This window comes from Rhizobium sp. 01T444 (assembly GCF_056398305.1).
Genome location: NZ_JBFTPD010000004.1, coordinates 157,324 through 183,102 on the forward strand (window position 1 = coordinate 157,324; position 25,779 = coordinate 183,102).

Consider the following 25,779-nt stretch of genomic DNA (forward strand, 5'->3'; position numbering starts at 1 on the left):
GAAATCTGCCGCGTGCCATCACGATGATTTATCCGGGAGACATTTCGATCTCCCGGATAAATCTGTTCGAACCTCATGCCGCACGGGCGGCTTTGGCGGGGATCTCGACGTCGATCTCGAGGATCGAGACGTTCTCGCCACGATCAATCCTTATCTGCAGGCGATCGCCCTCGATCTCGACGTGTTTGGCGATAACGGCAAGGATCTCCTCCCTGAGAAGAGAGACGAGATCCGAACCGGGAGACATACGCTCGTGTGCCAAAAGCAGTTGCAAGCGTTCGCGCGCAACCGGCGCGGTTTTCCTCTTCTGAAAGAAATCGAATACGCTCATGCTGCCCTCCGTCCGAAGATCTTACCGAACAGACCCCGCTTCTCGCCTGGTATCGTCACCGGGAGAACTTCACCGTTGAGGCGGCGGACTGCTTCGAAATAGGCCTTTGCCGGGGCGCTGTTCTGGTCTGCAAGCGTGACCGGAGCGCCGAGGTTGGAAGCACGCAGCACATCCATGCTTTCCGGGATGATGCCGAGCAGCGGGATCGACAGGATCTCGAGCACGTCATCCACCTTCAGCATGTCGCCGCGTTCGGCGCGGGTGACATCGTAGCGGGTCAGAAGCAGGTGCTTTTCGATCCGCTCGCCGCGCTCCGCCTTTTCCGTCTTGGCATCCAGAAGGCCGATGATGCGATCGGAATCACGCACCGAGGAAACTTCCGGATTGGTGACGACAACAGCAATATCGGCATGCCGCATCGCCAGCGTTGCGCCGCGTTCGATACCGGCCGGGCTATCGCAGATGACCCAGTCGAAATGCTTCTTCAACTCGCCGATGACGCGCTCGACACCTTCTTCGGTGAGGCAGTCCTTGTCGCGGGTCTGGGATGCCGGCAGCAGGAATAGTGTCTCCAGCCGCTTATCGCGGATCAGCGCCTGGGTGAGCTTCGCATCGCCCTGGATGACATTGATCATGTCATAGACGACCCGACGTTCGGCGCCCATGACGAGATCGAGGTTACGAAGACCGACGTCGAAGTCAACGACGACAACCTTCTCGTTCCTTTGCGCCAGCGCTGCCCCCAACGCTGCAGTCGAGGTTGTCTTGCCAACGCCACCTTTACCCGAGGTTACAACAATGACTTTTCCCATATCCCTCTCCTGTTTCAACCATTCACCCAGTTAAGTCAGTCGCGATGCCATGATCGCGTCGTTCTCAAGCCATAGCTGTGCAGCCTGACTGCGCAGCTCCGCCGGCAGATCGTCCGCCGTCTTGTAGATCCCGTCGATTGCCAGAAGCTCGGCCTCAAGCTTGCGGCAAAAGATTCGCGCCGCCGAATTGCCGATCGATCCGGCAAGTGCGCGTCCACGAAGCGCGCCATAAACGTGTATCGAGCCACCAGCGATAACTTCAGCCCCCGAAGCGATGGATCCAATGACCGTTACATCCCCTTCAGGGAAGACAATCGACTGGCCGGAGCGTACCGGTTCGTGCAATACCAGCGACGACAGCGTAGCGCGCACAACCGGCGCAACAACTTCCCGCACCTCGGCCGGCTGCGCCTTACCTGGCTTCTGCGCTTGCGCCTCGGCATCAGCAGCGGGCATCTCCACGTCAGCAGCCGGGCGTCCACCAACCATGCCCGGTGGCATGCTGGCGTCGAGCTGCGACGGCCGTGCACCTTCAATGCCCATCACCCTGACGCCACGCCCACCGAGAGCCGCAACCATTGCCTTGAGCGCGGCACGATCCAGTGAGAGCTCACTCACATCCAGAACCACCGGCCTGCCGAGGAAAAACCCAGCGGAGCGCGCAGCGAGGTCGTCGAGGCGCACGAGCCAGTCCTCGAATGGCAGATCAGGCGTCAGCACGACCGCAAGAAACGATCTGCCTTTGATACGAATGGAGCGCGCTTCGGTTAACACGTTAGTAAACTTGGTTAATTTCGATTTAAAAGCTTTAGCTGCTTCATGGTTAACAAATCGTTAACGCGGGGCCGGTGGGACCAAAAAATGGCTCCCCGAAGCGGCGGCGACCCACCCACAAATTTCGCGCCTCCAGCCGGTTACAATTCGGCCTTCTCACGAAAAATCAGGGCCTTCTTGATTTCAAACGCAACAGGAAATCGGAAAGCCTTGGTTCGAATGAAACGCCATGCTCTTGCTAAAATCGCACATTCGCTCGCAGAATGACGCTACCAGTATGATGGACTCACAATAAGAGCATACGGAAAAGGAATGACCAGCTTTTTGATCACAGGACCGGAAACGGCGAGCTTCACGATCCTCCTGGCTCATGGCGCAGGCGGAGCGATGGATTCCGCGTCGATGACGGATCTATCGAAAGCGCTCGCAGACGGAGGATTCAGAGTGGCGCGATTCGAGTTCGCCTATATGGCGCAGCGTCGCCTGACCGGAGCGGTCAAGCCTCCTCCGCGTGCCGACCATCTCCTGGATGAATATCGCGCGGCGATCGGCGAACTAAATGCCGGCAGACTCATCATCGGTGGCAAGTCGATGGGAGGCCGCGTTGCAAGCATGATAGCCGACGAGAGTTTTGCGGCGAAGAAAGTCCGGGGCCTGCTTTGCCTCGGATATCCGTTTCACCCGCCGGGAAAGCCGGACCAGCTCCGCACCGTGCATCTGGAAAGCCTGCGCACGCCGACACTGATCTGCCAGGGAACGCGTGACCCCTTCGGATCAAGGGAAGAGGTCGTATCCTATACGCTCTCAGACCGGATTGATCTGCTCTGGCTGGAAGATGGCGACCACGATCTCAAGCCGCGGAAGAAGATCTCCGGATATTCCGCTGGCGACCATATGCGGCGACTGTCCGAATATACGGCGGCCTGGGCAGAACGGTTGTAACGAACAAATCAACGCTCGCTCGACGCGATATTCCCACTAATATCAACCGTTTCCTCAATATTTAAGCTTGTTCAGTAAACATTTTTAAAAGGTTTGCTTGATCGAATGCGCCCTCGCGCATCCGCGCAGAAATCAGCTCCTGAACAAAGCGGCTTCCAGCTGAACATGCCCTTTGTCATCCGACGGGAAATCAGTCATGCGCGCGATCGAAGGCAGGAAGATTGACGGCAATCTTTCCATCTATCTTGATCTGCTGCGGCTCGGCGCAGCCGTTGTCGTATTTCTCTCCCATGCGCATGTTTTCCTGCTCCCCTCCATCAAGATCGGACCTCTTGGTTGGGGACGGGAAGCTGTCGCGGTTTTCTTTGTTCTCTCGGGATTTGTCATCAGCTACGTCGGGCAGGTGAGCGAAAGGGAATGGCGCGTATACCTCGTCGCCCGTCTCGCTCGAATAATGCCTGTTGCTTTGCTGGCGATCGCAGCGATCTTCGTGGCCGACACCATCGGGATGCACGCGAACGCCTTTTACTATGACTTCATCAATACCGGATTTTTCACTCCGGTATCAATCGAAGCCGCGCTCGCCTATGTGACCTTCACCAATCAATTGTGGTTTGCCCATGCCGTTTTTGGCAGCGGCGAACCATACTGGTCGTTGGGCTTCGAAGTTCAGTACTACTTGTTCTTCGGGCTATTTGCCTTTTCGCCGCGGCGCGCGAAAATCCCGTTGCTGTGTCTCTGGGCAGCGGTCGCCGGCCCGAAAATCCTGATGTATATGCCGCTGTGGCTCATGGGTTGGCTGACGATGAAGTGCGTCATCGAACGCCCGCCATTTCGACGCCCCATCTCCATTGCGATGATCGCCGCGTCGCTTTTGCTGTTCTTCAGCCTGAAATTTTTCGCCGATCGCGCTGCAACCAACATGTACGAGACCTGGTCACTGTCTCAGGAAGTGATCAATTTCGTATACTTCAATCTGATCGGCGTTGCCGTTGTACTGCACCTCATCGGTACGGCATCGTTGCTTTACCAGGCTCCAGTATTGTTCGAGAAGACAGGCCCGGCGATCAAATGGCTGGCTGGCGGCAGTTTTACGCTCTATCTTGTCCACCAGCCCCTTATCCTCATGTTTGCGGCCTTCCTGCATCCGGTGGAGGAGCACGTTCCGATGGCGGCTGCCCTGCTCGTCGCCTGTTTCATCCTTTGCTTCCTGTTGGCGGAAGTCGCAGAACGCCGAAAGAAGTTCTTCGCCTCACTCATCGTCAGCCTGCTACCGGTGCTATCGCGAACGGGCCAGAAAACGCCCGCCAATATCGCTTCCGGCACAGTCTCCTCAGGCGATAAGGCGCCGGCGACCTCGCAGCTCATTCGAGTTCTTGAGGAAATGCAAAACGCCCTCGATGGAGAAGAAAAAGTGAGCGACAGTCATGATGCACCGTCTCGCGACCGCGTGTCGCGCGCTTGAGTGATTGAATCTCCAGCGTCTCTCGGATCTGGCTGATCTGATGCACTCTCAACCATTCTCTGATCTTCCGCCTCAGTGAACGCTCGTGAGTTTCACCGCGGAGGCGAATTCTTCTGCCACCAGTTCGCTGATCGCGATCAATGTTTCCTCGATCGTAAAACCGGAGGCGACACTCGCATCGATCAGATCCTGCAGATCCGGGCCGATAGCCTCGCGGCAGTCGTCAAGCCGATCATCGGAAACCGTCAAACTACGCAACTCTTCCATGAATGTCCCTTTTCAGAATAGAGGGCCAGAATAGAGTGCCGCCGGCATATTGCGGCGGCGCTGCTGTCATCAGCGTGCGGACGCGCGGCGTCTTGCGGCCGGCAGAAGCCCTTCGCGCTGCATCTTCTTGCGGGCAGCCTTGCGTTGTCGGGCAATTGCCTGGGCTTTTTCGCGGACACGCCGCTCCGAGGGCTTCTCATAGGCCCGGCGTTCCTTCATTTCGCGAAATAGTCCTTCGCGTTGCATCTTCTTCTTCAGGGCGCGGAGAGCCTGTTCAACATTGTTGTCTCTGACAATAACCTGCATGTTTTCTCCTTGCGGATAGTGGTGTTGAGCCCGCTCGGCTGGCGATCTCTCGGCATTCGTTCTGCGCAAATGGCGCAATCGTGGGCAGCCTTGGCTGAAGGGATCAGAGGATCACGCCTTGCCGCCGCGCTGCGTCGACGCGGCCGCAATGTGTGATGAACCAGCCAGTGGTCGATATTTGCTAAGGTTTTGGCTGGAACGCGCACACCTCTTCTAGAAGAGCACGCGTCGTTCTCTGGGCCTTACCAAACCGATAGGGGTGATGGGGAGGTAAATAAGAACGGCCTGACGGTATTGCAAGGCAGCCTGATCCGCCCACCAGCGGCCTGACGGGAACCTTCTGAAGCCATGCACATTCCCTTTGCCGAGCGCGGGCCGTGTCAACCGGACGCGGCGGGGATGGCGAATATGGCGATTTTTCCGGTTTCCCGCCATGGCCGACGAATGGCAGACGATCGTCCAACCTGTCCGGCCCGCCTCACTCTTTGGAGGTCGATTGAAGATAGCTACCTACAACATTAACGGGATCATCGGCCGCCTTCCAATACTGCTGCGATGGCTGGAAGAAGATGCGCCTGATGTCGTCTGTCTTCAGGAGCTGAAAACCTCTGACGATAAATTCCCGCGACGGGAAATCGAAAGCGCCGGATATCGTGCCGTCTGGCATGGCCAAAAGAGCTGGAATGGTGTGGCGATCCTTGCGCGAAGCGTTTTGCCGGTGCTGACACGCCGTGGCCTGCCGGGCGATCCGGATGACAGCCACAGCCGATACATCGAGGCTGCCATAAACGGGATGTTGATCGGCTGCCTCTACCTTCCAAACGGCAACCCGGCGCCTGGCCCAAAATTCGACTACAAGCTGCGCTGGTTCCAGCGCCTGCATCACTATGCCGGGGAGCTCTTGGACCTCAAAGTCCCCACCCTGCTCATTGGCGATTTCAACGTCATACCGACAGACATGGATGTCTATTCCCCGGAACGATGGCGCGATGATGCCTTGTTCAGACCCGAGGTCAAAAAGGCCTATGCCAGGTTGGTTCAACAGGGATGGACGGATGCGCTTCGCCACCTTCACCCGAATGAGCGAATCTACACCTTCTGGAAATACTGGAGAAACTCATTCGAACGGGATGCAGGAATGCGGATCGACCACGTTCTTCTCAGTCCCGACCTCGCTGGGCATCTTCGCTCTGCTAGCGTGCGGCGCAATCCGCGAAGTTGGGACCATACAAGCGATCATGCGCCAGTCATGATTAAGCTCGACCTGCCTTACGCGACTGGCGCGAGCCGGTGAGTCCACAAGTATAGAGCGCCGGCGAAACCTCTTCGTCCGCACGATCCGGAAAGAGTTGACGGCGCATGCGATCGAGGGCATCTGCTTCCTTGCGTGTTCTTGCAAGCAAATCGGTGGTGACGTCGCCGTAGCGTGAGCCGTCCGCCGAAGCAACGCCGACAGTCCCGCCGCTCGACAGGAAGTCGCAGAAAGAACGCACCGATCGAAGACGCGTGGTGATCTCGATATAGTAGCTATCGTGTCCGGCCATGCTCATCTCCTTTCGCTTTCAAAGGTTAACGCGCACTGCGTCAATATGATGGCGCTATTTGCGCCTTTCAGCGGGACCACACCGAAGGCACCGCATCATGATCGGCGTCGTTGGTTATCAGGCCCGCATAGGAAGTTATTCTCTTTTCGCAGGAACATTCACCCGCCATCCGCTTTTGTTCCCTCAAGGAGTATCGCCATGGCCAACGCTCGCACCACCTTCCATGAAGTCGTCTCGGAGATCGAGGCACTCGCGACTTCAAATGCAGCAGACCATTCCGGTCGCTGGACGGTCGAATATCTGACCCGACGCGAGGTCTTCTATCAATTTTCGGGAAATCGCAGTCTCGCAGGCGAGGACGCAACCGGACATCGGTTTGACGGTACACGCGATACGCTGACGGCCCTGCCCGCAAATCTGCTCATTCCCGCCATCGCCGACTTCGATAACAATACGATTATGGCCTTCTATATCGGAGCAAGCACGTCGGTGACGACAATCGCTCGGGAAGCAGTCGATTGCTCCGTGCGGGCGCCGGAAGTGCTGCTGCTGGACATCACCATTGATGACGAAGATCTGCTGGCAGGCACAAGATCCCTGACAAGACTGGCCTTCGTCGGGCTCGATGCCAATGAAGGATGGTCGCCGCTTGTTCCATGTGCCGACATCCTGACCATCAGTGACATGATCCATCCGTTCTGGTGCCACGGCAGACAGGTAGCCAAAGGGGGCCTGTTGCAGATCAGGATCTGACGAGACGATGTCGTGCGAGATGAGGTCTCACTTCCTGTCACTTGTCTGTTATGAGCGACCGCTGGTCGTCACTCAGTCAAATAACTCGCCACGTCCAATCTGCCCTTGCCTCGCATCGACGTCGCTGATTGGCGGATCGTCGGCAGGGTCGGGGTCCCTGGTGTTTGCGTCTTTGAGAGACCGTACCGCCTCAACGAGTGCCACGGCCATTTCATCCGTGCTCCAACCCGCAGCGTTGGCATCGGCGATAAGCGCCTCCAGGGCAACGCGGGCAGCATCGGTCGCATCCTGAAACCGGCGCGTGGGATCATTGCTTGTCGGGGTTGGAAAACTCATCTGCGTTCCTTTCGAGGGTTCGAACAAGATCCGTCCTTGGAGTGAACGCAGAGGACCGCAAATAGATGCGTTCGATCATCTCTATGTAGGTCCGCCGAGCGAAAACTATATCGATCGCTGCTCTTCAATGAATGCTTATGTTCTTCGACAGGTGCCGGCGGAGTGAAGCCTTGAGTGAACAACGCCGCAAGCCGGCAGTGAACACCCGAAGGAAGGAGGGCTCGGAACCAATCGCCAGTACATCGGTTGATACACTGATCTCCATGCCCGAGAGAAGCGAAACCGGTGGAAAAGCCGAACGGAGGTTTCAATGCATCTGAACGAGGCAAAGGTGACGCATCGGCAGAAGGCCTGGCATGTCGATTTCTTCGGCGACGCCGGTGAGCAACTGACGGTGCGCCTTCCCGAGGCGGCGGCGCTGAGCGAAGAAGACGCAATCGATCGTGCGAGGGAAATGATGGTGCAGCTGACGCCCTTCGGCACCCGAGGCGGCGAGCCGAGCCTCAATCGCTACGACAGTTTGAGCAACGGCAATTTCGACGACAATCGACCGCCTTTCGGGGTGAACCATTAAGGGAGGCATTGGATGACCATACGATACGGGAGCAATTGCGGCCAGGTGCGCTACCAGGTGGAGGGCGAACCCAAGCGCGTCGGGCTTTGCCATTGCACCGACTGCCGCCAGGAGAGTGGCGCAGCCTTTACCTATTACGCGATCTGGCCGACGTCCGCCTTCAAGACCACCGGGAAAACCGTGGTGCATCAAGGCCGCCGCTTCTGCCCGGCCTGCGGTTCGCGGGTCTTTGCCTATGACGAGGACGAGGCCGAAATCAAACTCGGGACCCTGCAGGATGCGCCGACCAGGCTCAAGCCCACCTATGAGCTCTGGATCAAGCGGCGAGAACCCTGGCTGCAGCCGGTCGAGGGTGCGGAACAATTCGTGGAGGATCGGATCTGACAGGCGTCCGATGGTTCACGGCGGACAGCTGCGCACACCGAGCTTTGAGCTCAAAAGTCTGATCACATTCGGTTGAAGCGTGAAAGGGCGAGAGGGATCGTCGCCATTCTCGACGGAGGCAGCAACCGCAACCGCGTGGCCGCGAGGAATGTTATGGCAATGACCCCGGCGAGCTTCAGCCAGGGATAATTTCCAAGCTGCTCATGGGCACTCGCATCCGTCCATTGGGCGCGTGCCGAGATCGCGGTCTTCGCCTGCTCGCGGAGGAGAGCGAGGTGTCTGCGCAGCAACGTCAGATCCTCCTGCAATCTTGCGAGCTCGACGGTCTCCTGCTTCTCCACCGAATGGTCGACCGTAGGCATGACTTGTTCCGTTTCGGCCGCCTCCTCGATGTCGGCAAGATGTTCGTCAAGCTCAGCCTTCGTCTTGAATCCGCGCGTACGTATATCCGTCATAAGCACCTCCCATCCGCCGGGTCGATTATCGCAAGATGAGAACGCGCTCAGCCGTCATAAGTTCGAAGCTCGCCGATACATACCGCTTTATGCCTGGAACAGGAGCAACAGCCAGTCGAGTTGGGCGATCTCACCCGCCCATTTGAGAATGAAATAAATCGCCACAAGGATACAATTTTTTGGTGCATGGCGTTCGAGCATTGGCTAAGGAGACCAACGAAAGCTGGGTTTAACAGGCATCCGCATCCATGCCGCTATTGCGCACCCGTCACATGGTTCAGCTCCGCCATTAAGGCACGACCGCTGGACCATGCAATGACGACATAGGCGAGGCCTCCCACCGCAACTCCCATAAACAAGTCCACCAAAGGAAGATGCAGGCTGCCGCCTGTCATATGGAGAGCCAGGCCGACGGCGCCGACCATGACACAGGCGCCCAGCCCGGCGGGCAGGATCCGACGCAACAAGGAGGGCCAACGGAATCCGGTGCCGCGCTGCAGGAAGTAGAGAGACACTGAAGTTGTCAATGCCGCGGCCACGACCTGCGCGACCGCGATATTGACGAGGTCCGGTCGGATCCAGCCGGCGATTGCAAGGCAAGCGAGGCTTGTTGCCGTAAACAGCATGTTCAGCCGCGGCAGCAGGGCAACCCGGCCGATAATGCTGAGCACGGGCTCGTTGAGCATCTGGATGACGGCAATGCCGCGCGCAGCTGCCAGCAGAATGAGAACTGGGGCGGCCGCGAGCCACTGCGTCCCGAGCAGCACGCTGACGAGTTGTTCGGATATGACAGCAAGGCCCATGAAGACGGGAAGAGCGGCAAAAGCAGTGGCCGCCATGATCAATCCCATAAGCCGGCTGAGGCCTTCCGCCCCGCTGCCCGCCGCGTTCTGCTGGCGGGAGAAATAGCTCCATGCCAGCATCCGCACGGGTTCGGAAATCAGCTCTGTGACGGCGCCGACGATACGGCTTGCCATTCTATAGATGCCGACCTCCGTCGCGCCGATGAAGAACACGATCAGGAACTCCGCGCCATAACTTTGTGCAAATTGCATGAGGCGCGATGCCAGGAGCCGGGTGGAATAGGCAAGCGCCTCGCGGGCAGTCGTGAGCTGGAATTCGAACCGCGGAAGCCAGCGCGCAAAGCCGGTGGACATCAGGAGTGCGACAAGCACGACGCAACAGCGTCCTGCCGCAAGCGCGACGATGCCCCAGCCGAGCAATAGCCCTCCGGTCGTTACGAGAAGGCCCGAAAATTCCGAGGACGCCTGATAGAAGGCAAGTTCGCGCAGGCGTCGCCTCCTGACCAATACGCCGCTCTGACAGATGATGAAGGTGCCGGGCACGATGGTCGCCATCAGCAGCAGAAGAGTGAAGAAGATCGACCCGGTCGGCGCCAGCCAGACGAGGGAAACAGCAAGTCCAATCAAGCCGAGAATGGTGAAGGCGAGTCCGCTTGCAAGCGCGCAATAGAGAACCGTTCCGGGCAGTTCCCTATCATGCGGTGCAGCAATCAGATATTCGCTCCATCCGGCTTCAGCAATCTTCGATTGCAGCAAAACGGTCGAAGAGACCATGGCAAAGACGCCAACCTCGGCCGGTGAGAGGACGCGGGCTGCGACCAGCAATGTACCGATACCGCAGAGTTGGCTGACCAGACGAGCGCCCGAAACCCATAGCGCATCCCGTGATGTAGAGACACTACGCGGCTCCTGGTCTTCCCCTGCGCCGGGTAGTGATGCCGTACTAGATGTGCCCATGGTCACATGTTCTTTTGAGTTTATCTGAGTTTATATTGTCATTATTACGCGTACCGCATGTGTTACCAAAGTAACAACTTTGGTGTATATTCGATATTGACGATCTATACTCACTTCTGCATAGTCAAGATGAAATTACAATCCTGCATATGAAGATTGGTCGGCACATGCATGGATTTAATCCGCCCTTTGTGACGACACAAAATCGTTTGTTGGCCGATTGGGCCGGAGGGACATAATGATGATGATACTCGCACATCGTGGCTGGTGGCTTGCACCCCATGAGCGGAACACTTTAGGCGCATTCGACAAGGCATTTGCCGCCGGACACGGCGTTGAACTGGATGTTCGCGATCTGAATGGTGAACTGGTAATTTCACACGATCCTGCCACAACCGGGGCATTGTCCTTCGCGCGCGTTCTTGAGTGCTATGCAGCAAATGGCGCACCGGGACGACTGGCCATCAATATCAAGGCGGACGGCCTCTGCCCTGCCCTGCTGCCGATGCTGGAACAATATGAGGTGACGAAACGCTCCTTCGTTTTCGACGCGTCGGTTCCCGATCTCAGGCCCTATCTCGATAGCAATATCCCGGTTTTCACCCGCTACAGTGAGGTCGAGCTCTACCCGTCCTTCTACGAACGCTGTGAGGGCGTATGGGTGGATTCTTTCACCGAGAAGCCGGCCTCGATCGAACGCGCGATCGATGATCTAAGGCGCGGCAAATATGTCGCGATGGTCTCGCCGGAACTGCACAAGCGCCCGCATGAAGCGGTCTGGGCCGCCTGGTCTGGCGCATTGCGACAGGCTGCAAAGAGTGGTCTTCCGCTCGAGCGGCTGATGATCTGTACCGATCTGCCCGATGCAGCCGAGCAGAGCTTTGCCTGGATGGTTGAGGAGGAAGTCACATGATCCGTGCTGTTTTGTTCGATATGGATGGCGTGCTGATCGATGCCAAGGAATGGCATTATGAGGCGCTGAACCGGGCGCTCGATCTTTTCGGCATGCCGATCGACCGCCAGGCGCATCTGACCACGTTCGATGGCCTGCCAACCCGCCGCAAGCTGGAGATCCTCTCCCGTACCAATGGCCTGCCGAAGGGGCTCAACGAACTGATCCACGAGCTGAAGCAGGACTATACGATGGAGCTGATCTACACCCGCTGCAAGCCGGTGTTTGCCCATCAATACGCGCTCAGCCGTCTCAAGCACGATGGCTACAAGATCGCCGTCTGCTCGAACTCGATCCGTGTCACCATCGAGTCCATGATGCGGCGCGCCGGATTGATAGAATATATCGACCTCATCGTTTCCAATGAGGATGTCACCCGCGCCAAGCCGGATCCGGAAATGTATGTGACGACGATGGAGCGCTTCGGCCTCAGACCGGATGAGTGCCTGATTCTCGAGGACAATGAATACGGCCTGAAGGCCGCGCGCGACAGCGGCGCTTACGTCATGCAGATCGGAACACCGGCCGACGTTGTCTACGGCCGGATCGTGTCGGAGATCAAGCGTGTATCGGAGGTGATGGCATGATCGTCCTGTTCCCCACTACGGGCACAAGCCCGCATTTCAGCCCGGAAGACTATGCCTATCCGCGCCCGCTTATCGAAGTGGCCGGAAAGCCGATGATCCTATGGGCCATCGAAAACATGAAGTCGCTCGGCAGCGACGCGCATTTCCTCTTCCTCGTCGACCAGCAGGATGCCGTCAAATATTCCTACGAGCGGATCTTTGACCTCAGCACCAACGGCCGTTCCGAGGTGGTCATGCTGAAAGGCCCGACGGCCGGTGCGCTCTGCACCTGCCTGATGGCGGTCGACAAGATTGACCCCACCGAGCCGCTGGTGATTGCCAACAGCGACCAGATCATCGACACCCGGCTTGCATCCGTGATTGCGGAATTCGAGGCAGCCAAGGCGGATGCCGGCGTCATCACTTTCGAGACGATCCACCCGCGCTGGTCCTATGTGACGCTCGGCGACGACGGTTTCGTCAACCGCACGTCCGAGAAGGATGTGATCAGCAACAAGGCGATCGCTGGGTTCTATTATTTCCGCGAGGCCCAGATTTTCTTCAAGGCCGCGACTGCCGCCTTGAGGCACGGGGTGACGGTGGATGACCGCTACTATGTCAGCTCGTCGCTAAACGAGGTGATCCTGGATGGCGGCCGCGTCGTTTCCGCAAGCGTTCCCGCGGACCGCTACCACAGCTTCTACAACCCGAAAATGATCGAGAATTTCGAGGTCAACGGGGTCCGCCGCCTATCCTCAGCACAGGCCCAGCGACCCGTGCAACTGGTGGTGCCGGCCGCCGGCCGGGGCAGCCGCTTCGCCAAGGTCGGGTTCACCCGCCCGAAGCCCTTCATCGACGTGCTTGGCCGGCCGATGATCCAGCATGTGCTCGAAAACACGCTGCCGCCGGGTGGACAACCAACGGTCCTGCTGCTGCGCGAACATCTGGACAGCCAGGCGGATGCGGTGGCCGAACTTCGCTCGCAGGGCGTCGGGGTCGTTTCGGTCGATCAACTCACCGAAGGCACCGCCTGCACCGTTCTGCTGGCGCGTCAGCATCTCGATGAGGAAGCTCCCCTTCTCATCGCCAATTCCGACCAGGTGGTGGACATGCGTATCGTCGATTTCATCGATGACTGTATGTCGCGCGATCTCGACGGATCGATCCTCGTGTTTCGCGACCCGAAGCGCGACCCGAAATGGTCTTTCGCCGAAACCGATGCGGCAGGATTCGTGCTCAGGGTTGCCGAAAAGCAGCCGATCTCCGAACTGGCAACAGTCGGTATCTACTTCTTCCGCCGCGCCGGCGATTTCATGAAGGGCGCGCTCGACATGATGGTGCACAACGATCGCACCAACAACGAGTTCTATGTCTGCCCGGCCTATAATTACGCCATCCGTAACGGTGCACGCATCGGCGTTTACGAGATCGATGTCAGGAACATGCACGGGCTTGGTACGCCCGAGGATCTGGCCGAATATCTGCAGGGCCGTGAGCCTGCCTATGCATGACGTCGGAACCAGGCCGGACGCGATGGCGCCGCTGAACATCATCATTCCCATGGCCGGGAATGATTTTGAGCGGCCTGACGGCTCGGTGAAGGCGGAGATGCCGGTTGGAAAGACGACATTGCTCGGCGCCACGCTGGAGGCGCGTCCCTGGTGGAGCAGCGCGGCTGTGCCTGTTTTCGTGCTGCGGGACAGGCCTGCATCACGGCGCTACGCTCGGGAAACATTGCAGGCACGCTATCCGGCAGCGCGGATCGTCTGGCTGTCCGAAATGAGCGGTGGCGCTGCCTGGAGCGCTGCGGCCGGTGTGGCACTCGTCGCTTTTCCGGATGCGCCCGTTGTCGTCGACCTCTGCGATATCATGTTCGACTGCGATGCGGATATTGCTGCAATCTTTGCAACCGAACCCAATCTCGGCGGTCTGGCACTCACATTTGCCTCCCACCATCCGCAATACAGCTATATCAGGCTTGGAAATGATGGCCGGATGCTGGAAGCAAGGGAAAAGGTCGTCATCTCCGAGAATGCATCGGCAGGCGTCTATGCGTTCCGCAACGTCGCCGTTTTTCAGCTGGCTCTGGCCCACAGCCTGCAGAACCGGGCGCGCCTCTCGCATAACGGCCTGCTCTTTGTCTGCCCTATGCTGAACGGCGTGGTCGCACACGGTTTCGATGTCCGGACGCTGCCGGCGCGTGACGTGTTCGATGTCAAGATCGCAGACGTGACCCTTGCCAGCTAGTGGCTAGGATAGGGGAAAATACCGGTGCCGTTCCACTTCGACGGAGACGGGCGGAGCCTTGCTAACGATCCCCTCGACACTCGTTCGCGGGATCAGGGGACCTAGTAAACGGGAGTTCATCATGACAGCCGGGATATCGAGCAAATTACCCTCTCTCGCCATTATCATACCCTGCTACAACAATGTTGAGACACTTGCGGAGGCGCTGGACAGCGCTCTGGCACAGGATTATCCGAACTTCGAGGTCCATATCTGCGACAACGGCTCCACGGACGGCAGCCGGGAGATGATCGCATCCTACTCATCTCCATTGCTGAAGCCGGCCCTGCACCGAGACACCGTGCCGCGCACGGACAACTGGAATCGCGCCTATACCGCCGGCGCAAATGCCGATTACCTCGTCACCCTGCATGCCGACGACCGTCTCGCACCGGGGGCGTTGCGCGCGATCGGGCGCGCGGCAATGCGCCACCCTGCCCTGATCCACGGCCGTTTCCGGCAGATCACCTACGAGGGTGAGCCTATTCCCGGCCGCCGCTTCGGGTGGAGTTACAGCAACAGCGGTGAGGCATTTCGCGAACTGCTGCTGCTCAACAATATGGTCGCGATGCCGGGCGCAACGATCCGCACGGATGTCTTCTTCAAGGCCGGCCGCTGGGACCCCGCCTGGCAATATCTGCAGGATATGGAGCTCTGGTGGCGCTGCGGCGAGCTCGGAGAAGTGGCATTTGTCGCCGACATGCTTGGCGACCACAGGGCCTACAAGCATCCGCAGGCACTCCACCGGCATGCCGAGGAACATCTGCGCTGGGCGACGCGCAGACTTCGCAACGCTCCGACCCGCCGACTACGGCAAGCCGCTGCCGATGGTCTGAACGCCTACCTCACGCGCCTCGAGGCGGAAGTGGATGCCTTGCCGGATGTCGCCGGCAGCCTGGTGGAGCCCGTAAGGGCGGCCAGGGCGGCGCTCGCGAAGGCACCGGGAACGCGCGTCGATGCCCTTCGCCGGCAACGACTGTTGCGTATGCGGGCTGCCTCGCTCTCGGCCATCGCTAAGTTCTTTGGAAGACTTTCGCCATGGCAGGCCTTATCGCGTTGATGGTCGACAGCATCCGCCCGTTCCAGATTGGCGTAGGCTCTTTCAAATCGTCTTCATGGCACGGCTACCGACTGGCCTGGATACTGCCATTCGAGAACCATTTGACACAGGCGTGCGATAACTGTCATCGCGAGCATTCACATCCCGTTGGCCGCCGCGACGGTCATCACTATCCGCTATAGCAACGAGTGCGGCGATAATTCCCGCGATCGCAAACAGGATCGCGATGACAGGCACGGCAAAGCCGCTGGATCTTTCTCCGGACTCGCCGTTCCGACGCTCGGACTTTGGTCTGATGACGCGCGGACTGAAGTCCCAGATCCGGAACGCACTGCCTCCCCACCCGTTCGGCCCTCCATCGAAAGAGGAGTTCAGTCATGGGTGACAGGAACGAAATCCCGGAAATTTCCAGCGCGTGGAACGCATCCCTGCTGGCACTCGTCATCTTTCTTGCCGCCATGCTCTATGTCTTCGGCACGGCCATGTCGGGCGATACCGATCAGTTGACCGCCAGCGTTCCTGGCGCCGATGTCATCCAGGCCAGGTGAACTGGAAAAGTCCAGCCGATGCGATAGTTTGCATGGATCGTCGCAAATCAGGTTGGAAATGAACTGGCTCATACGGTGGAATGCCCGCTCCCTCGCTTCCCAATTCTTCATCATGGGAGGGTTTGTTTCCCTTGGCGCAATGTTCGTCATAGGGCTCATCGTCACCCATCTCATCGAGGATGCCGTCATCCACAATTCCGGGGCTGCAACAGCGCTCTATGTCGATAGCGTCGTCGCACCCTTGCTTCCCGACATGCAGACGGAATCGCTGCTCGACGAGGGAAGCGCCAGGGCGCTCGACGAAACGCTCGGACAGGGCGCGCTTGGCCGCCGTCTCGTGTCGTTCAAGCTGTGGCGCCGCGATGGCACGATCCTTTACTCCAATGAAAAGGAACTTGTGGGGAAGACATTTCCTGTCAATGACAAGCTCGCCCAGGCATTTGCGGGCTCGCTGGTCGCACGTTACGAAGTCGCAAGCGACCCCGAAAGCGCCGAGGAGCGCAGTCTCGGCAGGGCGCTCATGGAAATTTACAATCCTGTTTTGCAGCCTTGGTCGGGCGAGGCTGTGGCCGTGCTTGAATTCTATGAGACGGCCGAAGGGCTGGAAGACAGCCTCGCACGGGCACGGCTCTGGAGTTGGCTGGCCGTGGCCGGCCTGACCGCAATCTTCTTCCTCGTTCTCTCCATTCTCGTCTTTCGCGGCAGCCATACGATCGAGGTCCAGCGCGAAGCGCTAAAGGCCAGAGTAGACGAACTCTCCGCACTTCTCGCCGAAAATCGCGGTCTGCAACGCAGGCTTCAATTGTCCTCCCGACGCGCCGCCGCCTTGAACGAAACCTATCTGCGCAGCATCGGGGCCGATCTGCATGACGGCCCCGCCCAGCACATCGCCTATGCTTCGCTACGTCTCGACAGCAACCTGCTGGTCGATGCCGCTATCCAGCCGGAGACGCGCGAGAAGGAACTCGCCTGGATCCGTTCGAGCCTTGCCGAGGCGATGAAGGAGATCCGTGACATCTGCAAGGGGCTGGTCCTGCCGCAAATCGAGAAGGCTTCGACTACGGAGATCGTGAAACGCGTTGTCGAGGCCCACCAGCAGAAGACCAACACCACCGTCGATACGACAATTGACGAGGACGATCGGGAGCTTGCCCCCGCTCTCAAGATTTGTATCTACCGCTTCATTCAAGAGGCACTCAACAATGCCTATCGCCATGGCGGCGGCGTTGAGCAGGCCGTCAGGGCAACATCACACGGCGGCGGCGTCCGCATCGAAGTCAGTGACCGAGGCGAGGGTTTTGATCCGACGCAGGTGAGGTCGGCGAGCCTCGGCCTTGTGGGGCTCAAAGAGCGAATCGATAGCCTTGGCGGTGAATTCGACATAAAAACCGGTGAAGGCGGAACGACTGTCATTATGACCTTCGCGCCTATGGAAGTGGAGGAATAGAATGACGTCTATCAAAGTCGGCGTCGTAGACGACCATCCCCTTTTTCGCGAGGGGGTGACTCGTAGCCTCTCCGAGGTCAGCGATTTTGTCGTCGTGGGAGAAGGCGCCAACACATCTGATGCCGCAATGATCGCCGCCGATACCCGTCCGGACGTGCTGCTTCTCGATGTGTCGATGCCCGGGGACGGGCTCTCGGTGATCGACGAGATCCTCTCGATAAGCCCGGATACCAAAATCCTCATGCTCACGGCCTCAGAGGAAGTCGATACGCTCGTCGAAGCGCTGCAACGCGGGGCAAAGGGTTACATTCTCAAGGGTGTTGGTTCCCGCGGTCTGGCGGAAGCGATCCGGACTGTTTTCAAGGGAGCCCGCTACGTCTCACCGGCGATGTCGGCCAAAGTCATGGAATATTCATTGAGCGGGCAGGCATCGGACAGGGACGCGCTTACCCCTCGGGAACGCGAGGTGATGGATCTCGTTGCGCAGGGCCTTTCAAACAAGCACATCGGCCTGCGTCTCGATCTACAGGAGAAAACGGTAAAGCATCATATGACCCAGATCCTGACAAAGCTCGGCGTCACGAACAGGACGGAAGCTGCCTTGCGGTGGCGTGAAAAACGCTAGCGCAGAAGGCGCGTGAGCCGCGTATTGTCAGCCGATGTCGCCCGCCTGTTGATGATCGTGCGGCCTTTCGAGTCCTTCATGATGTAACGTCCAGCACGAAGGGTTTCGGTTATTCCATTCGTATGCCGGACATCGATCGAGCCGTCAGTATCTTCGGTTGCCCGTTCTCCAGATGTTGAGGGCGCATTGTTCGTGCTGCCGGCTCCGTTCGAGCTGGATCGGCCGTTCCCACCGCTGTTGCCGCTGCCGCCCGAATTACCGTTTCCATTCCCCCCGCCATTGCCGTTGCCATTCCCCCCGCCATTACCATTTCCCCCACCGTTGCCGCTTCCATTTCCCCCGCCGTTGCCGTTTCCACCCCCTCCGCCATTACCGCCGTTGCCGTTTCCATTCCCCCCGCCATTACCGTTTTCGTTCTTCGCGAAGGCTACCTGGCTGGCGAGCGAGGGAAACGAACCCGCCACATCGACCTTCAACGGCGCAACGGCAAGAATACTCGCGCCGCAGCCCTTCAGGAAATTGCGCTTAGAGATCGCCATCGTCACTTGCCTTGTCGTTCTTCCCTAGTGTCTGCTCAAAAGCAGGAAGCACGAGATTGACCGCTTGTTCCGAAATTGCAAGACGGTCGGACATAGGTGCCAGGCGGTCTGGGACTTTGGTCCGGGATCACAAGCAACGGTCGCGCCTCGGGGACGCAACCTTCTCACGGCAAGAAAAATGCCTTCGCTCAGATAATGGGAGAAACGCACGGACGTCTTGGCCCGCTGAACGGCTGATAGGTATTGTCCAAGGCGCGATAGGAATTATAGCGCGCGGCACACCATGATATATGAGGGTTGGGGCTTGTATCAGCCGCCGGCAGTCCCACGGAAAGCTCTCTGTCTTCGATTACGCAGGGCTTGCGGGGTCCGCCGTCAAAAGGCTGGTATGAATTGTCAGCCACATTATAGGACCGGTAGCGTTGCTGGCATAGGCTGAGATGATGACTGTCAGCCATCCATTCCTGCTTCGGCTGCTCAATCGCACCCGCCACGGCTGCATCAGGCGGCGCGATGGCTGCAATGCCGACGAGATTGGCAGGCTTTGAAAGCGAAGCGTCGTCCGCCATGGCCTGAAGGGGAGGAAGGCGCTCGTAATCTTGTGTTCGGGGATCAACGCGTGTCGGTGTCGTCGTCCAGAGCGGCGCATCGAGATTGGCGAAATGATGTGGTGCCGGTTCGCGGAACCCATAGGACGCAACTCCGAGACCGCCGGCCAGAACGGTCCCAACCACTGCCAGACAGATGGATGGTGCAGCAAGCGACTTCATGACGCGATCTCCCATTCCCGGTACGGATAGAAATTAGGAACGCCGGGCTTCGGTTCCGCGGACAGGTCGAAAATCGCGTCTTTTGATGCTTATTTTGCTGGTGCAATGGGGAGGACTCTCGGAGATAGGAATTTATTGCCATCGCCCCGATTTTGACGGATAGCTGTTCTATTGGGTGATCCGATCGATCGCAGCAGATTGCGGGCAGAAAGAGGAAGCATGTCGCAGAGAGCAGGCAGCGCCGACCTCCCCCTTCACGGAGGGCGCGTGCCGCCATGGCTGGGCAACCGCATGACCACGCTTGGTGCGCTGATTGCCGAGGCTATCGTCCACCACTACGGACGTGACGAGTTTCTGCGCCGGCTTGCCCATCCCTTCTGGTTCCAGTCCTTCGGCGCAGTCATGGGCATGGATTGGCATTCCTCCGGCATCACGACCAGCGTGCTCGGCGCGCTGAAACGTGGGCTGAAGCCGCTTTCGAAAGAACTCGGCCTGCATGTCTGCGGTGGACGCGGGGCGCAATCGCGCAAGACGCCGGACGAGCTGATGGCGATCGGCGACCGCACCGGGCTGGACGGCGCCGGGCTGGCCAAGACAAGCCGCCTGGTCGCCAAGGTGGACAGCGCAGCCGTGCAGGATGGTTTCGATCTCTATCTCCACGGCTTCATCGTCGCCGATGATGGTCACTGGGTGATCGTCCAGCAGGGCATGAACGGCGACAAACGTCAGGCGCGGCGCTACCACTGGTTCTCGGAAGGATTGGAAAGCTTCGTCAATTCTCCGCATGCGGCCATCGAAGGCCGCTCGCAAGGCGAGATCATCAATCTGGCCGACCGGCGCGCGGAAAAATCCCGCCACGATCAGCTCGATCTTCTCGCAGCGCTTGGGCCGGACGGCATTGTCCGCGAGGCGGCAGCCCTCGCCCTGGCCGCCGATCCTGCACCCGCTCCGGAGGCAGCCGAACAGCTGATGCTACCGCATCTCATAATGCCCGCCCATCACGATGTGCGCGAAAGCGATGTCAATATGCGGCGTCTGCACGGCAACCTTGCCGCAGCTGCCGATCGCGGGCCGGCCGATTTCGAGGATCTTCTTCTCGTGCCCGGCGTCGGCGCCCGCACAGTCAAGGCGCTGGCGCTGGTTGCCGAAGTCGTGCATGGCGCGCCCTGCCGCTTCTCCGATCCCGCCCGCTTTTCCATCGCTCATGGCGGCAAGGACAGGCACCCCTTCCCCGTGCCGCTCAAGGTCTACGACGAGACCATCAATGTGATGAAATCGGCGGTCTTGAAAGGTAAGCTTGGCCGGGAAGAGGAACTGCAGGCCCTACGCCGGCTCGACGATCAGTCCCGCAGCATGGAGCGCTATGTCACCGGCCCCAAACTCAAGGAGATCGCTGCCGACGAATTCCGGCAATCCTCGACCTTCGGCGGCCGCAGCGTCTTCGGCTGGGAGCCGCCGCCGCTCGCAAGAAAACGACCATCGAGCGCGGGCTAGAAGAGGGCCAGTCAGTTGCTGGTGGATGCGACAGGCGAAGACCTTACCGCCTGAGGAAGCAATCAGCCGATCAGCAGCTTAACCCAGGCCTCAACGTCATCGCCGCTGCTCATCTCAGGGCGCACCAGCCCGTCGATCATGAATGTCGGCGAGATATGAATACCGTTCTGACGGGCATATTTGCAGTGCCATTTGATCTCCCGGTCGAGATCGGGAATGGCGAAGGCTTCCTTCAGCGCAACACCGCTATAGCGCTCGAGGCGCTCGATGATCTGATTCGGCGTCACATCCATGTTCGGGCCGCCGGCGTGACGCTCGAACTCGAATTCCTCGCGATGGGCGGCAACGGCCGCCATGACCTTCTTCGCAGTCTCCTTGCCGCCTTCCAGCGTCGATGCCGCCAGGATAGAGCGTACGATCACGCCGGAGTAGAGATGCCATGGCTGCGACTGTAGCCGGATCTTCACTGTGATCTTTTCCGCACCGGCTTGCTCCAGAAGCGTATCCAGCTTCTTGAACGTCCTGACGGAATAAGGGCAGGTCGGCTCCAGAAAGGCCTCGAAAACCCGTGGTCCAGAACCCCAAACGAGCGGGTCTGCCTGCCAGGAAGTCGTCGTCATATTTATGTCCTCTTGTCCTGCGGAACGATATTACCGGCCACCATAATCAACGGTGCAGCCGGCGTCGTTGATGATCAGGCTGTTTCCCATTCTATTTATTCACGGTGTCATGAAAGGGATAAGACCGTTTGGCTTGTCATGCCTCTTTCACAAATGCATCGAGCCGCTATGCTGTCATCACGGATAAAATGATGGGTAAATCAGTGATGCAGGTACGGCAGGGCGAATTGCGGGAGCGAATGACAATCCTCGGCAATGTCAATTCTGCCTCGTTCATCCCGTGGATCCGCCGCCATGCTGACAAGCTTGGACTTTCCCAGGATTTCTTTCACACCGGCGCCGGTCGAATCGAACTTGAGGTGGCGGGGCCGGTAGAACTGATCGACATGCTGGAAATGGGATGTTCGCTTGGCCCGATCGACGTCTGGGTGGATGAGATTCAGCGCAGGATTGTAGATCCCGCCGACACACCGTAAACGCACACCGCATTGATCCCCTGCCCTTTATTTAATCATTGTTGCCAATGCGATTTTTTTATGCAAGCCTCTGGAAACTGAGGCCGCAAGCTCGGCAACAGTGCGCGGCCAACAGCGCTAAAGCATTGGTAAAATTGGGGAATTATAGGTTATGCCATCTGCTACGGCCGGCTCCTGGACGCCTGTCGCCCTTTCTGCTGATCTGCCGCCGGCGACCGTGATGCCGGCCTGGACACCGGCAGGATCGATCGCTCTCTGGCGCAGTCAGTCCGGACGCGCATCGGCATCGTCGGATCGCTGTCCCCATCGCGGGATGCGGTTGTCCCATGGCTTCGTGCGCGGCGAGGCGCTCTCCTGTATCTATCATGGCTGGAGTTATTCTCCGGCGGGAGGATGCATTCGCATCCCCGCCCATCCCGATCTCGTGCCGCCGGAAACGATCCGTGTCGCGGTCCACAAGGTCGAGGAATCGGATGGCGTCATCTGGGTGGCTGTTGGCGAGCCGGCGACCAAGCCGCCACGCTTTGACGATCTCGTGCCGTTGCGCTCGCTGACTGTGGAGTCGGATATTGGAGCACTCGAAGACGCCGCTGGCACGAAAGTCGATTCGGACGGGCTTATCCGCATCGCCGATCTTCCCTGGGTCCGGCTGCTGCCGGCTGAGCAGGTCGATCGCACGCTCATTCACATCTTGATCGAGAAGGATCGCGGCCCGGCAGACCGTGTTGCCGCGTCCCGTATCGCCGAAGCCGTGCGTCGCCAGGCGGAAGCGCGGCGGAAGGAGGTCGCATGATGAAGGCTGGCGCGATGATCGACGAGTGGTATCCGGTCGGCCTCTTCTCCCAACTGACCGAGACAGGGACCAAAACCGCTCTGATGGGCGAGCCCATCGAAGTGGCGCGCACGCCAGATGGCAATGCACGGGTGACATCGTCCGATGGGCGCAACCTCTCGGTCCGTGTCCGCTACGGCCATGTCTGGTCTTCCCTCGGCAATCCTGCCAAGGAGCTTTTTGCCATTCCCGAGGCGGATCAGCCTGGCCGCCGCTTCGTCGATGTCGGCGTGGTACGGGTGCGCTGCTCGCCGTTGCGGGCGGTGGAGAATTTTCTCGACATCGCCCATTTCCCTTTCGTCCACACCGATATTCTCGGCGCCGAGCCACATACGGAAGTCGAGAATTACAAGGTCGAGATCCGCGAAGACGAGGATGAGGTCTGGGCGACGCAGGTGAAATTCTACCAACCGCAGGCCGCCAAGTCGGCGAGCGGCGGCATTACCACCGAATATATGTACCGCGTGCCGGCACCGACCTGCTCAGTGCTCTACAAGACCTGCCCTCCCCGGCCGGGTGAATGGGATGTCATTACCCTGTTCGTGCAGCCGCTTGCGGAAGACCTTTGTGACGTGTGGCCGTGGATGGCCCTTTTTGATGACGAAACGCCCATGACAGACCTCATCCATTTTCAGCAGATGATCTTCCTGCAGGATCGCTCGATCCTCGAAAACCAGATCCCTGCCCTGCTGCCGCTCGATCCCGGCATGGAAATCCCGACCAGGGCCGATCTGACGTCGGTCGCCTATCGGCGCTGGCTCAAGCGCCATAACTATACCTACGGCGCACAGTTGGTCGCGCAATGAAGCTCTACGACTACATTCTCTCGCCGAGCTGCTACAAGATCCGCCTGATGGCCGCGATCCTCGGTATCAAGCTGGACATCCGGCCGGTCGATTTCCATCCTGGCGCCGAACATCGCGGACCCGAGCTCCTGGCGCTCAATCCGGCAGGTTCCATACCGATCCTCCAGGATGGCGATCTCGTCCTGACGGAATCCTCAGCCATCCTCGCTTACCTCGCCGCCAAAAGCGCGCCGGAATGGCTGGGCACCAGCACGCCTGAGGAGACGGCACGGGTTCAGCAGTGGCTCTCCTTCTCGCACCGGCTGACGGCGAACCTCGGCGGCGCGCGGCTGCACGAGATGCTGCTGCGCCCAGGCAATATCGAGACCCTGCAGACACAGGGGATCGCAGCATTGCGCGAGCTGGAGGCCGGTCTCTTCGAACAGCAGCTTCGTGGCATGCGCTTCCTGGCATCGAACCGTGCCACGATCGCCGACATCGCCTGCTTCCCCTATGTGGCGCTGGCACCAGATGGCGGCATCTCGCTCGATCCCTACCCAACGATCCGGTTGTGGCTGCGCGCCATCCGAAGCATCGGCGGCTTCATCGAAATGCCCGGCATCCACCGACTGCACGAGCTAAAGCCCGATCCCCATCCTGCGAAGGAGGAAAGCTGATATGGCCGGCTACCTTCTGAAAAACTGCGAAGCTCTCATCGTCAACGAGGGCAACGGACCAAGTGTGCGCCGGAACGTGGACGTGCTGACCAATGGTTCGGCGATCCAGGCAATTGGCGCGAACCTGTCGCAGGAGCCCCTGCCTTCCGGCACGATCACCCAGGATGCCACCGGCTGGTTCGTCTATCCGGGCCTCGTCAACACGCATCACCACTTCTTCCAGTGCTTCGTGCGCAACCGGGCCGATCTCGACTGGACGAAACTGTCGGTCATCGAATGGCTGGACCGGATCTACCCGATCTTTTCGCGGCTGACAGAGGATTGCTTCTACCATTCCTCCGTCACGGCCATGGCCGAGATGATCAAGCATGGCTGCACAACGGCCTTCGACCATCAATATTGCTTCCCCCGCCATGCCGGAAAACGTCTGATCGACCGCCAGTTCGAAGCGGCCGAGCTTCTCGGCATGCGTTTTCACGCAGGCCGTGGTGGCAATACGCTGCCGAAGTCCGAGGGATCGACGATCCCGGATGTCATGCTGGAAACGACGGATGAATTCATCGCCGATTGCGCCCGGCTGATCGACAGCTACCACGATGCCAGCCCCTTCAGCATGCGGCAGGTGGTTGTCGCCCCCTGCCAGCCGGTCAACTGCTACCGTGAGACCTTCGTCGAATCTGTAGCACTTGCCCGTGACCGTGGGGTGTTTCTGCACACGCATGTCGGCGAAGGCGAAAGCCCTGTCATCGAGGCGCGGCACGGCATGCGCACCGTCGATTACTGCGCGGAACTCGGCTTTGCCGGCCCCGACGCTTTCTACGCCCATTGCTGGGAACTGACGCATGATGAATTGCGCAAGATGGCGGCAAGCGGCACCGGCGTCTCCCATTGCCCCGAGCCGGTCTATCTCGTCGGCGCCGAGGTCACCGACATTCCCGCAATGTCAGCCCTTGGCATTCGCGTCGGGCTCGGCTGCGATGGCGCTGCCTCGAACGACAATTCGAACCTCATGCACTGCATCCATTCCGCCTATATGCTGCAATGCCTGGCGGCATCGACGCGCGGTCATCCGGTTCCGCCGCCGGTCGACTTCCTGAACTACGCAACGACAGGCGGCGCAAGCCTGCTCGGACGAAGCGATATCGGCCGCTTGGCGCCGGACATGGCCGCCGATCTCTTCGCGATCGATACGCGGCGGATGGATTATGTCGGCACGCGGCACGATCCGCTGAGCCTGATCGCCAAGGTCGGGATCGGCATGCCGACCGACCTCACCATGATCAATGGGCGCATCGTCTGGCAGGCAGGCGAATTCACCGGCCTCGACGAATTCAAGCTTTTTGCGGACGCCGAGGCGGCGCTCGCGACCGTCGAATTTTGAAGAACCAAAAGAGGGGAA

General features: G+C 59.2%; 32 protein-coding genes. 20 read left to right on the plus strand and 12 right to left on the minus strand.

The features are described from left to right. Positions 1-73: 73 nt before the first annotated feature. The 3 genes from minE to minC are packed head-to-tail and all read right to left on the minus strand — an operon-like array spanning position 74 to position 1,917. On the minus strand, positions 74-331 hold the full coding sequence (gene minE / locus AC1DTN_RS09080; RefSeq protein ID WP_007823242.1) for a cell division topological specificity factor MinE: 258 nt from the start codon (positions 329-331) through the stop codon (positions 74-76). Next, a complete protein-coding gene (gene minD, locus AC1DTN_RS09085; protein WP_113320098.1) occupies positions 328-1,143 on the minus strand; it encodes a septum site-determining protein MinD in 816 nt (271 codons plus the stop codon). Before minD ends, minE begins: the two co-directional genes overlap by 4 nt. 30 nt (positions 1,144-1,173) lie before the next feature. Continuing rightward, positions 1,174-1,917: a septum site-determining protein MinC gene (gene minC / locus AC1DTN_RS09090; protein ID WP_477920559.1), complete on the minus strand. Its 744-nt coding sequence runs from the start codon at positions 1,915-1,917 to the stop codon at positions 1,174-1,176. 312 nt (positions 1,918-2,229) lie between these two features. Between minC and AC1DTN_RS09095 the strand changes: the two genes are divergently transcribed. Beyond that, positions 2,230-2,859 (plus strand): alpha/beta hydrolase family protein, encoded by a 630-nt coding sequence (locus tag AC1DTN_RS09095; protein ID WP_113320100.1) that lies wholly within the window; start codon positions 2,230-2,232, stop codon positions 2,857-2,859. Positions 2,860-3,055: 196 nt separating this feature from the next. Beyond that, on the plus strand, positions 3,056-4,324 hold the full coding sequence (locus AC1DTN_RS09100; protein WP_477920561.1) for an acyltransferase family protein: 1,269 nt from the start codon (positions 3,056-3,058) through the stop codon (positions 4,322-4,324). 72 nt (positions 4,325-4,396) lie between these two features. On the opposite strand, the gene AC1DTN_RS09105 is transcribed toward AC1DTN_RS09100, so the two are convergent. Together AC1DTN_RS09105 and rpsU are read right to left on the minus strand one after the other, a co-directional pair. Beyond that, complete coding sequence (locus AC1DTN_RS09105) at positions 4,397-4,591, minus strand: hypothetical protein (protein WP_477920563.1); 195 nt, start codon at positions 4,589-4,591, stop codon at positions 4,397-4,399. 69 nt (positions 4,592-4,660) lie between these two features. Next, the gene (gene rpsU, locus AC1DTN_RS09110) at positions 4,661-4,897 is read right to left on the minus strand and encodes a 30S ribosomal protein S21 (RefSeq protein ID WP_112545267.1); all 237 of its coding nucleotides are present in this window, start codon (positions 4,895-4,897) and stop codon (positions 4,661-4,663) included. A gap of 496 nt (positions 4,898-5,393) precedes the next feature. Between rpsU and xth the strand changes: the two genes are divergently transcribed. Beyond that, on the plus strand, positions 5,394-6,191 hold the full coding sequence (gene xth / locus AC1DTN_RS09115; protein ID WP_477920670.1) for an exodeoxyribonuclease III: 798 nt from the start codon (positions 5,394-5,396) through the stop codon (positions 6,189-6,191). Here the strand turns inward: xth and AC1DTN_RS09120 are convergent. Beyond that, positions 6,151-6,441 (minus strand): hypothetical protein, encoded by a 291-nt coding sequence (locus tag AC1DTN_RS09120; protein ID WP_477920565.1) that lies wholly within the window; start codon positions 6,439-6,441, stop codon positions 6,151-6,153. The genes xth and AC1DTN_RS09120 overlap by 41 nt on opposite strands. Before the next feature lie 198 nt (positions 6,442-6,639). On the opposite strand from AC1DTN_RS09120, the gene AC1DTN_RS09125 reads away from it, so the two are divergent. Continuing rightward, positions 6,640-7,194 carry a hypothetical protein gene (locus AC1DTN_RS09125; protein WP_113320104.1) on the plus strand — a complete coding sequence of 185 codons (555 nt, stop codon included), beginning with the start codon at positions 6,640-6,642 and terminating at the stop codon, positions 7,192-7,194. A 72-nt stretch (positions 7,195-7,266) separates the two neighbouring features. Here AC1DTN_RS09125 and AC1DTN_RS09130 read toward each other — a convergent pair whose 3' ends face one another. After that, complete coding sequence (locus AC1DTN_RS09130) at positions 7,267-7,530, minus strand: hypothetical protein (RefSeq protein WP_113320105.1); 264 nt, start codon at positions 7,528-7,530, stop codon at positions 7,267-7,269. Between the two features lie 310 nt (positions 7,531-7,840). Here AC1DTN_RS09130 and AC1DTN_RS09135 point away from each other — a divergent pair, with 310 nt between their 5' ends. Both AC1DTN_RS09135 and AC1DTN_RS09140 read left to right on the plus strand, forming a co-directional pair. Continuing rightward, positions 7,841-8,104: a hypothetical protein gene (locus AC1DTN_RS09135; protein WP_477920568.1), complete on the plus strand. Its 264-nt coding sequence runs from the start codon at positions 7,841-7,843 to the stop codon at positions 8,102-8,104. 12 nt (positions 8,105-8,116) lie between these two features. After that, positions 8,117-8,488, plus strand: coding sequence for a GFA family protein (locus AC1DTN_RS09140; protein ID WP_477920570.1), 372 nt, complete (start codon positions 8,117-8,119; stop codon positions 8,486-8,488). Between the two features lie 62 nt (positions 8,489-8,550). Here the strand turns inward: AC1DTN_RS09140 and AC1DTN_RS09145 are convergent, their stop codons facing one another. Together AC1DTN_RS09145 and AC1DTN_RS09150 are read right to left on the minus strand one after the other, a co-directional pair. Continuing rightward, positions 8,551-8,943 (minus strand): hypothetical protein, encoded by a 393-nt coding sequence (locus tag AC1DTN_RS09145; protein WP_113320108.1) that lies wholly within the window; start codon positions 8,941-8,943, stop codon positions 8,551-8,553. A 254-nt stretch (positions 8,944-9,197) separates the two neighbouring features. After that, positions 9,198-10,703: an oligosaccharide flippase family protein gene (locus AC1DTN_RS09150; protein ID WP_439017869.1), complete on the minus strand. Its 1,506-nt coding sequence runs from the start codon at positions 10,701-10,703 to the stop codon at positions 9,198-9,200. A gap of 238 nt (positions 10,704-10,941) precedes the next feature. On the opposite strand from AC1DTN_RS09150, the gene AC1DTN_RS09155 reads away from it, so the two are divergent. The 8 genes from AC1DTN_RS09155 to AC1DTN_RS09190 all read left to right on the plus strand — a co-directional run bounded on the left by AC1DTN_RS09155 (position 10,942) and on the right by AC1DTN_RS09190 (position 18,187). Then, positions 10,942-11,616 carry a PI-PLC domain-containing protein gene (locus tag AC1DTN_RS09155; RefSeq protein WP_439017868.1) on the plus strand — a complete coding sequence of 225 codons (675 nt, stop codon included), beginning with the start codon at positions 10,942-10,944 and terminating at the stop codon, positions 11,614-11,616. After that, positions 11,613-12,242 carry an HAD family hydrolase gene (locus tag AC1DTN_RS09160; RefSeq protein WP_007823215.1) on the plus strand — a complete coding sequence of 210 codons (630 nt, stop codon included), beginning with the start codon at positions 11,613-11,615 and terminating at the stop codon, positions 12,240-12,242. The genes AC1DTN_RS09155 and AC1DTN_RS09160 overlap by 4 nt, the downstream gene beginning before the upstream one ends. Then, positions 12,239-13,732, plus strand: coding sequence for a glycosyltransferase family 2 protein (locus AC1DTN_RS09165; protein ID WP_113320111.1), 1,494 nt, complete (start codon positions 12,239-12,241; stop codon positions 13,730-13,732). Before AC1DTN_RS09160 ends, AC1DTN_RS09165 begins: the two co-directional genes overlap by 4 nt. After that, positions 13,725-14,468 carry a glycosyltransferase family protein gene (locus AC1DTN_RS09170; protein ID WP_477920573.1) on the plus strand — a complete coding sequence of 248 codons (744 nt, stop codon included), beginning with the start codon at positions 13,725-13,727 and terminating at the stop codon, positions 14,466-14,468. Before AC1DTN_RS09165 ends, AC1DTN_RS09170 begins: the two co-directional genes overlap by 8 nt. A gap of 121 nt (positions 14,469-14,589) precedes the next feature. After that, positions 14,590-15,567 (plus strand): glycosyltransferase, encoded by a 978-nt coding sequence (locus AC1DTN_RS09175; protein ID WP_477920574.1) that lies wholly within the window; start codon positions 14,590-14,592, stop codon positions 15,565-15,567. A gap of 377 nt (positions 15,568-15,944) precedes the next feature. Continuing rightward, positions 15,945-16,115, plus strand: coding sequence for a hypothetical protein (locus tag AC1DTN_RS09180; RefSeq protein ID WP_477920576.1), 171 nt, complete (start codon positions 15,945-15,947; stop codon positions 16,113-16,115). 58 nt (positions 16,116-16,173) lie between these two features. Continuing rightward, entirely contained in the window at positions 16,174-17,562 is a 1,389-nt protein-coding gene (locus tag AC1DTN_RS09185) for a sensor histidine kinase (protein WP_477920577.1), read from the plus strand. A gap of 1 nt (position 17,563) precedes the next feature. After that, positions 17,564-18,187: a response regulator gene (locus tag AC1DTN_RS09190; protein WP_113320115.1), complete on the plus strand. Its 624-nt coding sequence runs from the start codon at positions 17,564-17,566 to the stop codon at positions 18,185-18,187. Here AC1DTN_RS09190 and AC1DTN_RS09195 read toward each other — a convergent pair. Further along, positions 18,184-18,726: a hypothetical protein gene (locus tag AC1DTN_RS09195; protein ID WP_477920579.1), complete on the minus strand. Its 543-nt coding sequence runs from the start codon at positions 18,724-18,726 to the stop codon at positions 18,184-18,186. The two genes, AC1DTN_RS09190 and AC1DTN_RS09195, sit on opposite strands and share 4 nt — an antisense overlap. A gap of 188 nt (positions 18,727-18,914) precedes the next feature. Then, entirely contained in the window at positions 18,915-19,496 is a 582-nt protein-coding gene (locus AC1DTN_RS09200) for a BA14K family protein (protein ID WP_477920581.1), read from the minus strand. A gap of 219 nt (positions 19,497-19,715) precedes the next feature. Between AC1DTN_RS09200 and AC1DTN_RS09205 the strand changes: the two genes are divergently transcribed. Continuing rightward, complete coding sequence (locus AC1DTN_RS09205; RefSeq protein WP_477920583.1) at positions 19,716-20,990, plus strand: DUF763 domain-containing protein; 1,275 nt, start codon at positions 19,716-19,718, stop codon at positions 20,988-20,990. Between the two features lie 62 nt (positions 20,991-21,052). Here the strand turns inward: AC1DTN_RS09205 and AC1DTN_RS09210 are convergent, their stop codons facing one another. Continuing rightward, complete coding sequence (locus tag AC1DTN_RS09210) at positions 21,053-21,610, minus strand: DsbA family protein (protein WP_477920585.1); 558 nt, start codon at positions 21,608-21,610, stop codon at positions 21,053-21,055. 191 nt (positions 21,611-21,801) lie between these two features. Between AC1DTN_RS09210 and AC1DTN_RS09215 the strand changes: the two genes are divergently transcribed. From AC1DTN_RS09215 to AC1DTN_RS09235, 5 genes are all read left to right on the plus strand, one after another. Then, positions 21,802-22,086, plus strand: a complete 285-nt coding sequence (locus AC1DTN_RS09215) for an acylphosphatase (protein ID WP_477920671.1) — start codon at positions 21,802-21,804, stop codon at positions 22,084-22,086. 151 nt (positions 22,087-22,237) lie between these two features. Further along, a complete protein-coding gene (locus tag AC1DTN_RS09220) occupies positions 22,238-22,879 on the plus strand; it encodes a Rieske 2Fe-2S domain-containing protein (RefSeq protein WP_477920587.1) in 642 nt (213 codons plus the stop codon). Next, positions 22,879-23,724: an aromatic ring-hydroxylating dioxygenase subunit alpha gene (locus AC1DTN_RS09225; RefSeq protein WP_477818885.1), complete on the plus strand. Its 846-nt coding sequence runs from the start codon at positions 22,879-22,881 to the stop codon at positions 23,722-23,724. Before AC1DTN_RS09220 ends, AC1DTN_RS09225 begins: the two co-directional genes overlap by 1 nt. Then, positions 23,721-24,380, plus strand: a complete 660-nt coding sequence (locus AC1DTN_RS09230; protein ID WP_477920590.1) for a glutathione S-transferase family protein — start codon at positions 23,721-23,723, stop codon at positions 24,378-24,380. The genes AC1DTN_RS09225 and AC1DTN_RS09230 overlap by 4 nt, the downstream gene beginning before the upstream one ends. Before the next feature lies 1 nt (position 24,381). Continuing rightward, the gene (locus tag AC1DTN_RS09235) at positions 24,382-25,761 is read left to right on the plus strand and encodes an amidohydrolase (protein ID WP_477920591.1); all 1,380 of its coding nucleotides are present in this window, start codon (positions 24,382-24,384) and stop codon (positions 25,759-25,761) included. Positions 25,762-25,779: the final 18 nt, after the last annotated feature.

Coding starts and splice junctions, on each gene's coding strand:
- AC1DTN_RS09150 (WP_439017869.1), bottom strand. CDS start 10,703: ATGGGCACATCTAGTACGGCATCACTACCCGGCGCAGGGGAAGACCAG.
- AC1DTN_RS09100 (WP_477920561.1), top strand. CDS start 3,056: ATGCGCGCGATCGAAGGCAGGAAGATTGACGGCAATCTTTCCATCTAT.
- AC1DTN_RS09220 (WP_477920587.1), top strand. CDS start 22,238: ATGCCATCTGCTACGGCCGGCTCCTGGACGCCTGTCGCCCTTTCTGCT.
- AC1DTN_RS09170 (WP_477920573.1), top strand. CDS start 13,725: ATGCATGACGTCGGAACCAGGCCGGACGCGATGGCGCCGCTGAACATC.
- AC1DTN_RS09225 (WP_477818885.1), top strand. CDS start 22,879: ATGAAGGCTGGCGCGATGATCGACGAGTGGTATCCGGTCGGCCTCTTC.
- AC1DTN_RS09165 (WP_113320111.1), top strand. CDS start 12,239: ATGATCGTCCTGTTCCCCACTACGGGCACAAGCCCGCATTTCAGCCCG.
- AC1DTN_RS09145 (WP_113320108.1), bottom strand. CDS start 8,943: ATGACGGATATACGTACGCGCGGATTCAAGACGAAGGCTGAGCTTGAC.
- AC1DTN_RS09190 (WP_113320115.1), top strand. CDS start 17,564: ATGACGTCTATCAAAGTCGGCGTCGTAGACGACCATCCCCTTTTTCGC.
- AC1DTN_RS09185 (WP_477920577.1), top strand. CDS start 16,174: ATGAACTGGCTCATACGGTGGAATGCCCGCTCCCTCGCTTCCCAATTC.
- AC1DTN_RS09125 (WP_113320104.1), top strand. CDS start 6,640: ATGGCCAACGCTCGCACCACCTTCCATGAAGTCGTCTCGGAGATCGAG.
- AC1DTN_RS09215 (WP_477920671.1), top strand. CDS start 21,802: ATGGGTAAATCAGTGATGCAGGTACGGCAGGGCGAATTGCGGGAGCGA.
- AC1DTN_RS09120 (WP_477920565.1), bottom strand. CDS start 6,441: ATGGCCGGACACGATAGCTACTATATCGAGATCACCACGCGTCTTCGA.
- AC1DTN_RS09135 (WP_477920568.1), top strand. CDS start 7,841: ATGCATCTGAACGAGGCAAAGGTGACGCATCGGCAGAAGGCCTGGCAT.
- AC1DTN_RS09155 (WP_439017868.1), top strand. CDS start 10,942: ATGATGATGATACTCGCACATCGTGGCTGGTGGCTTGCACCCCATGAG.
- AC1DTN_RS09205 (WP_477920583.1), top strand. CDS start 19,716: ATGTCGCAGAGAGCAGGCAGCGCCGACCTCCCCCTTCACGGAGGGCGC.
- AC1DTN_RS09105 (WP_477920563.1), bottom strand. CDS start 4,591: ATGGAAGAGTTGCGTAGTTTGACGGTTTCCGATGATCGGCTTGACGAC.
- AC1DTN_RS09235 (WP_477920591.1), top strand. CDS start 24,382: ATGGCCGGCTACCTTCTGAAAAACTGCGAAGCTCTCATCGTCAACGAG.
- AC1DTN_RS09230 (WP_477920590.1), top strand. CDS start 23,721: ATGAAGCTCTACGACTACATTCTCTCGCCGAGCTGCTACAAGATCCGC.
- AC1DTN_RS09195 (WP_477920579.1), bottom strand. CDS start 18,726: ATGGCGATCTCTAAGCGCAATTTCCTGAAGGGCTGCGGCGCGAGTATT.
- AC1DTN_RS09210 (WP_477920585.1), bottom strand. CDS start 21,610: ATGACGACGACTTCCTGGCAGGCAGACCCGCTCGTTTGGGGTTCTGGA.
- minD (WP_113320098.1), bottom strand. CDS start 1,143: ATGGGAAAAGTCATTGTTGTAACCTCGGGTAAAGGTGGCGTTGGCAAG.
- AC1DTN_RS09180 (WP_477920576.1), top strand. CDS start 15,945: ATGGGTGACAGGAACGAAATCCCGGAAATTTCCAGCGCGTGGAACGCA.
- minE (WP_007823242.1), bottom strand. CDS start 331: ATGAGCGTATTCGATTTCTTTCAGAAGAGGAAAACCGCGCCGGTTGCG.
- AC1DTN_RS09130 (WP_113320105.1), bottom strand. CDS start 7,530: ATGAGTTTTCCAACCCCGACAAGCAATGATCCCACGCGCCGGTTTCAG.
- AC1DTN_RS09200 (WP_477920581.1), bottom strand. CDS start 19,496: ATGAAGTCGCTTGCTGCACCATCCATCTGTCTGGCAGTGGTTGGGACC.
- AC1DTN_RS09140 (WP_477920570.1), top strand. CDS start 8,117: ATGACCATACGATACGGGAGCAATTGCGGCCAGGTGCGCTACCAGGTG.
- AC1DTN_RS09160 (WP_007823215.1), top strand. CDS start 11,613: ATGATCCGTGCTGTTTTGTTCGATATGGATGGCGTGCTGATCGATGCC.
- rpsU (WP_112545267.1), bottom strand. CDS start 4,897: ATGCAGGTTATTGTCAGAGACAACAATGTTGAACAGGCTCTCCGCGCC.
- AC1DTN_RS09095 (WP_113320100.1), top strand. CDS start 2,230: ATGACCAGCTTTTTGATCACAGGACCGGAAACGGCGAGCTTCACGATC.
- AC1DTN_RS09175 (WP_477920574.1), top strand. CDS start 14,590: ATGACAGCCGGGATATCGAGCAAATTACCCTCTCTCGCCATTATCATA.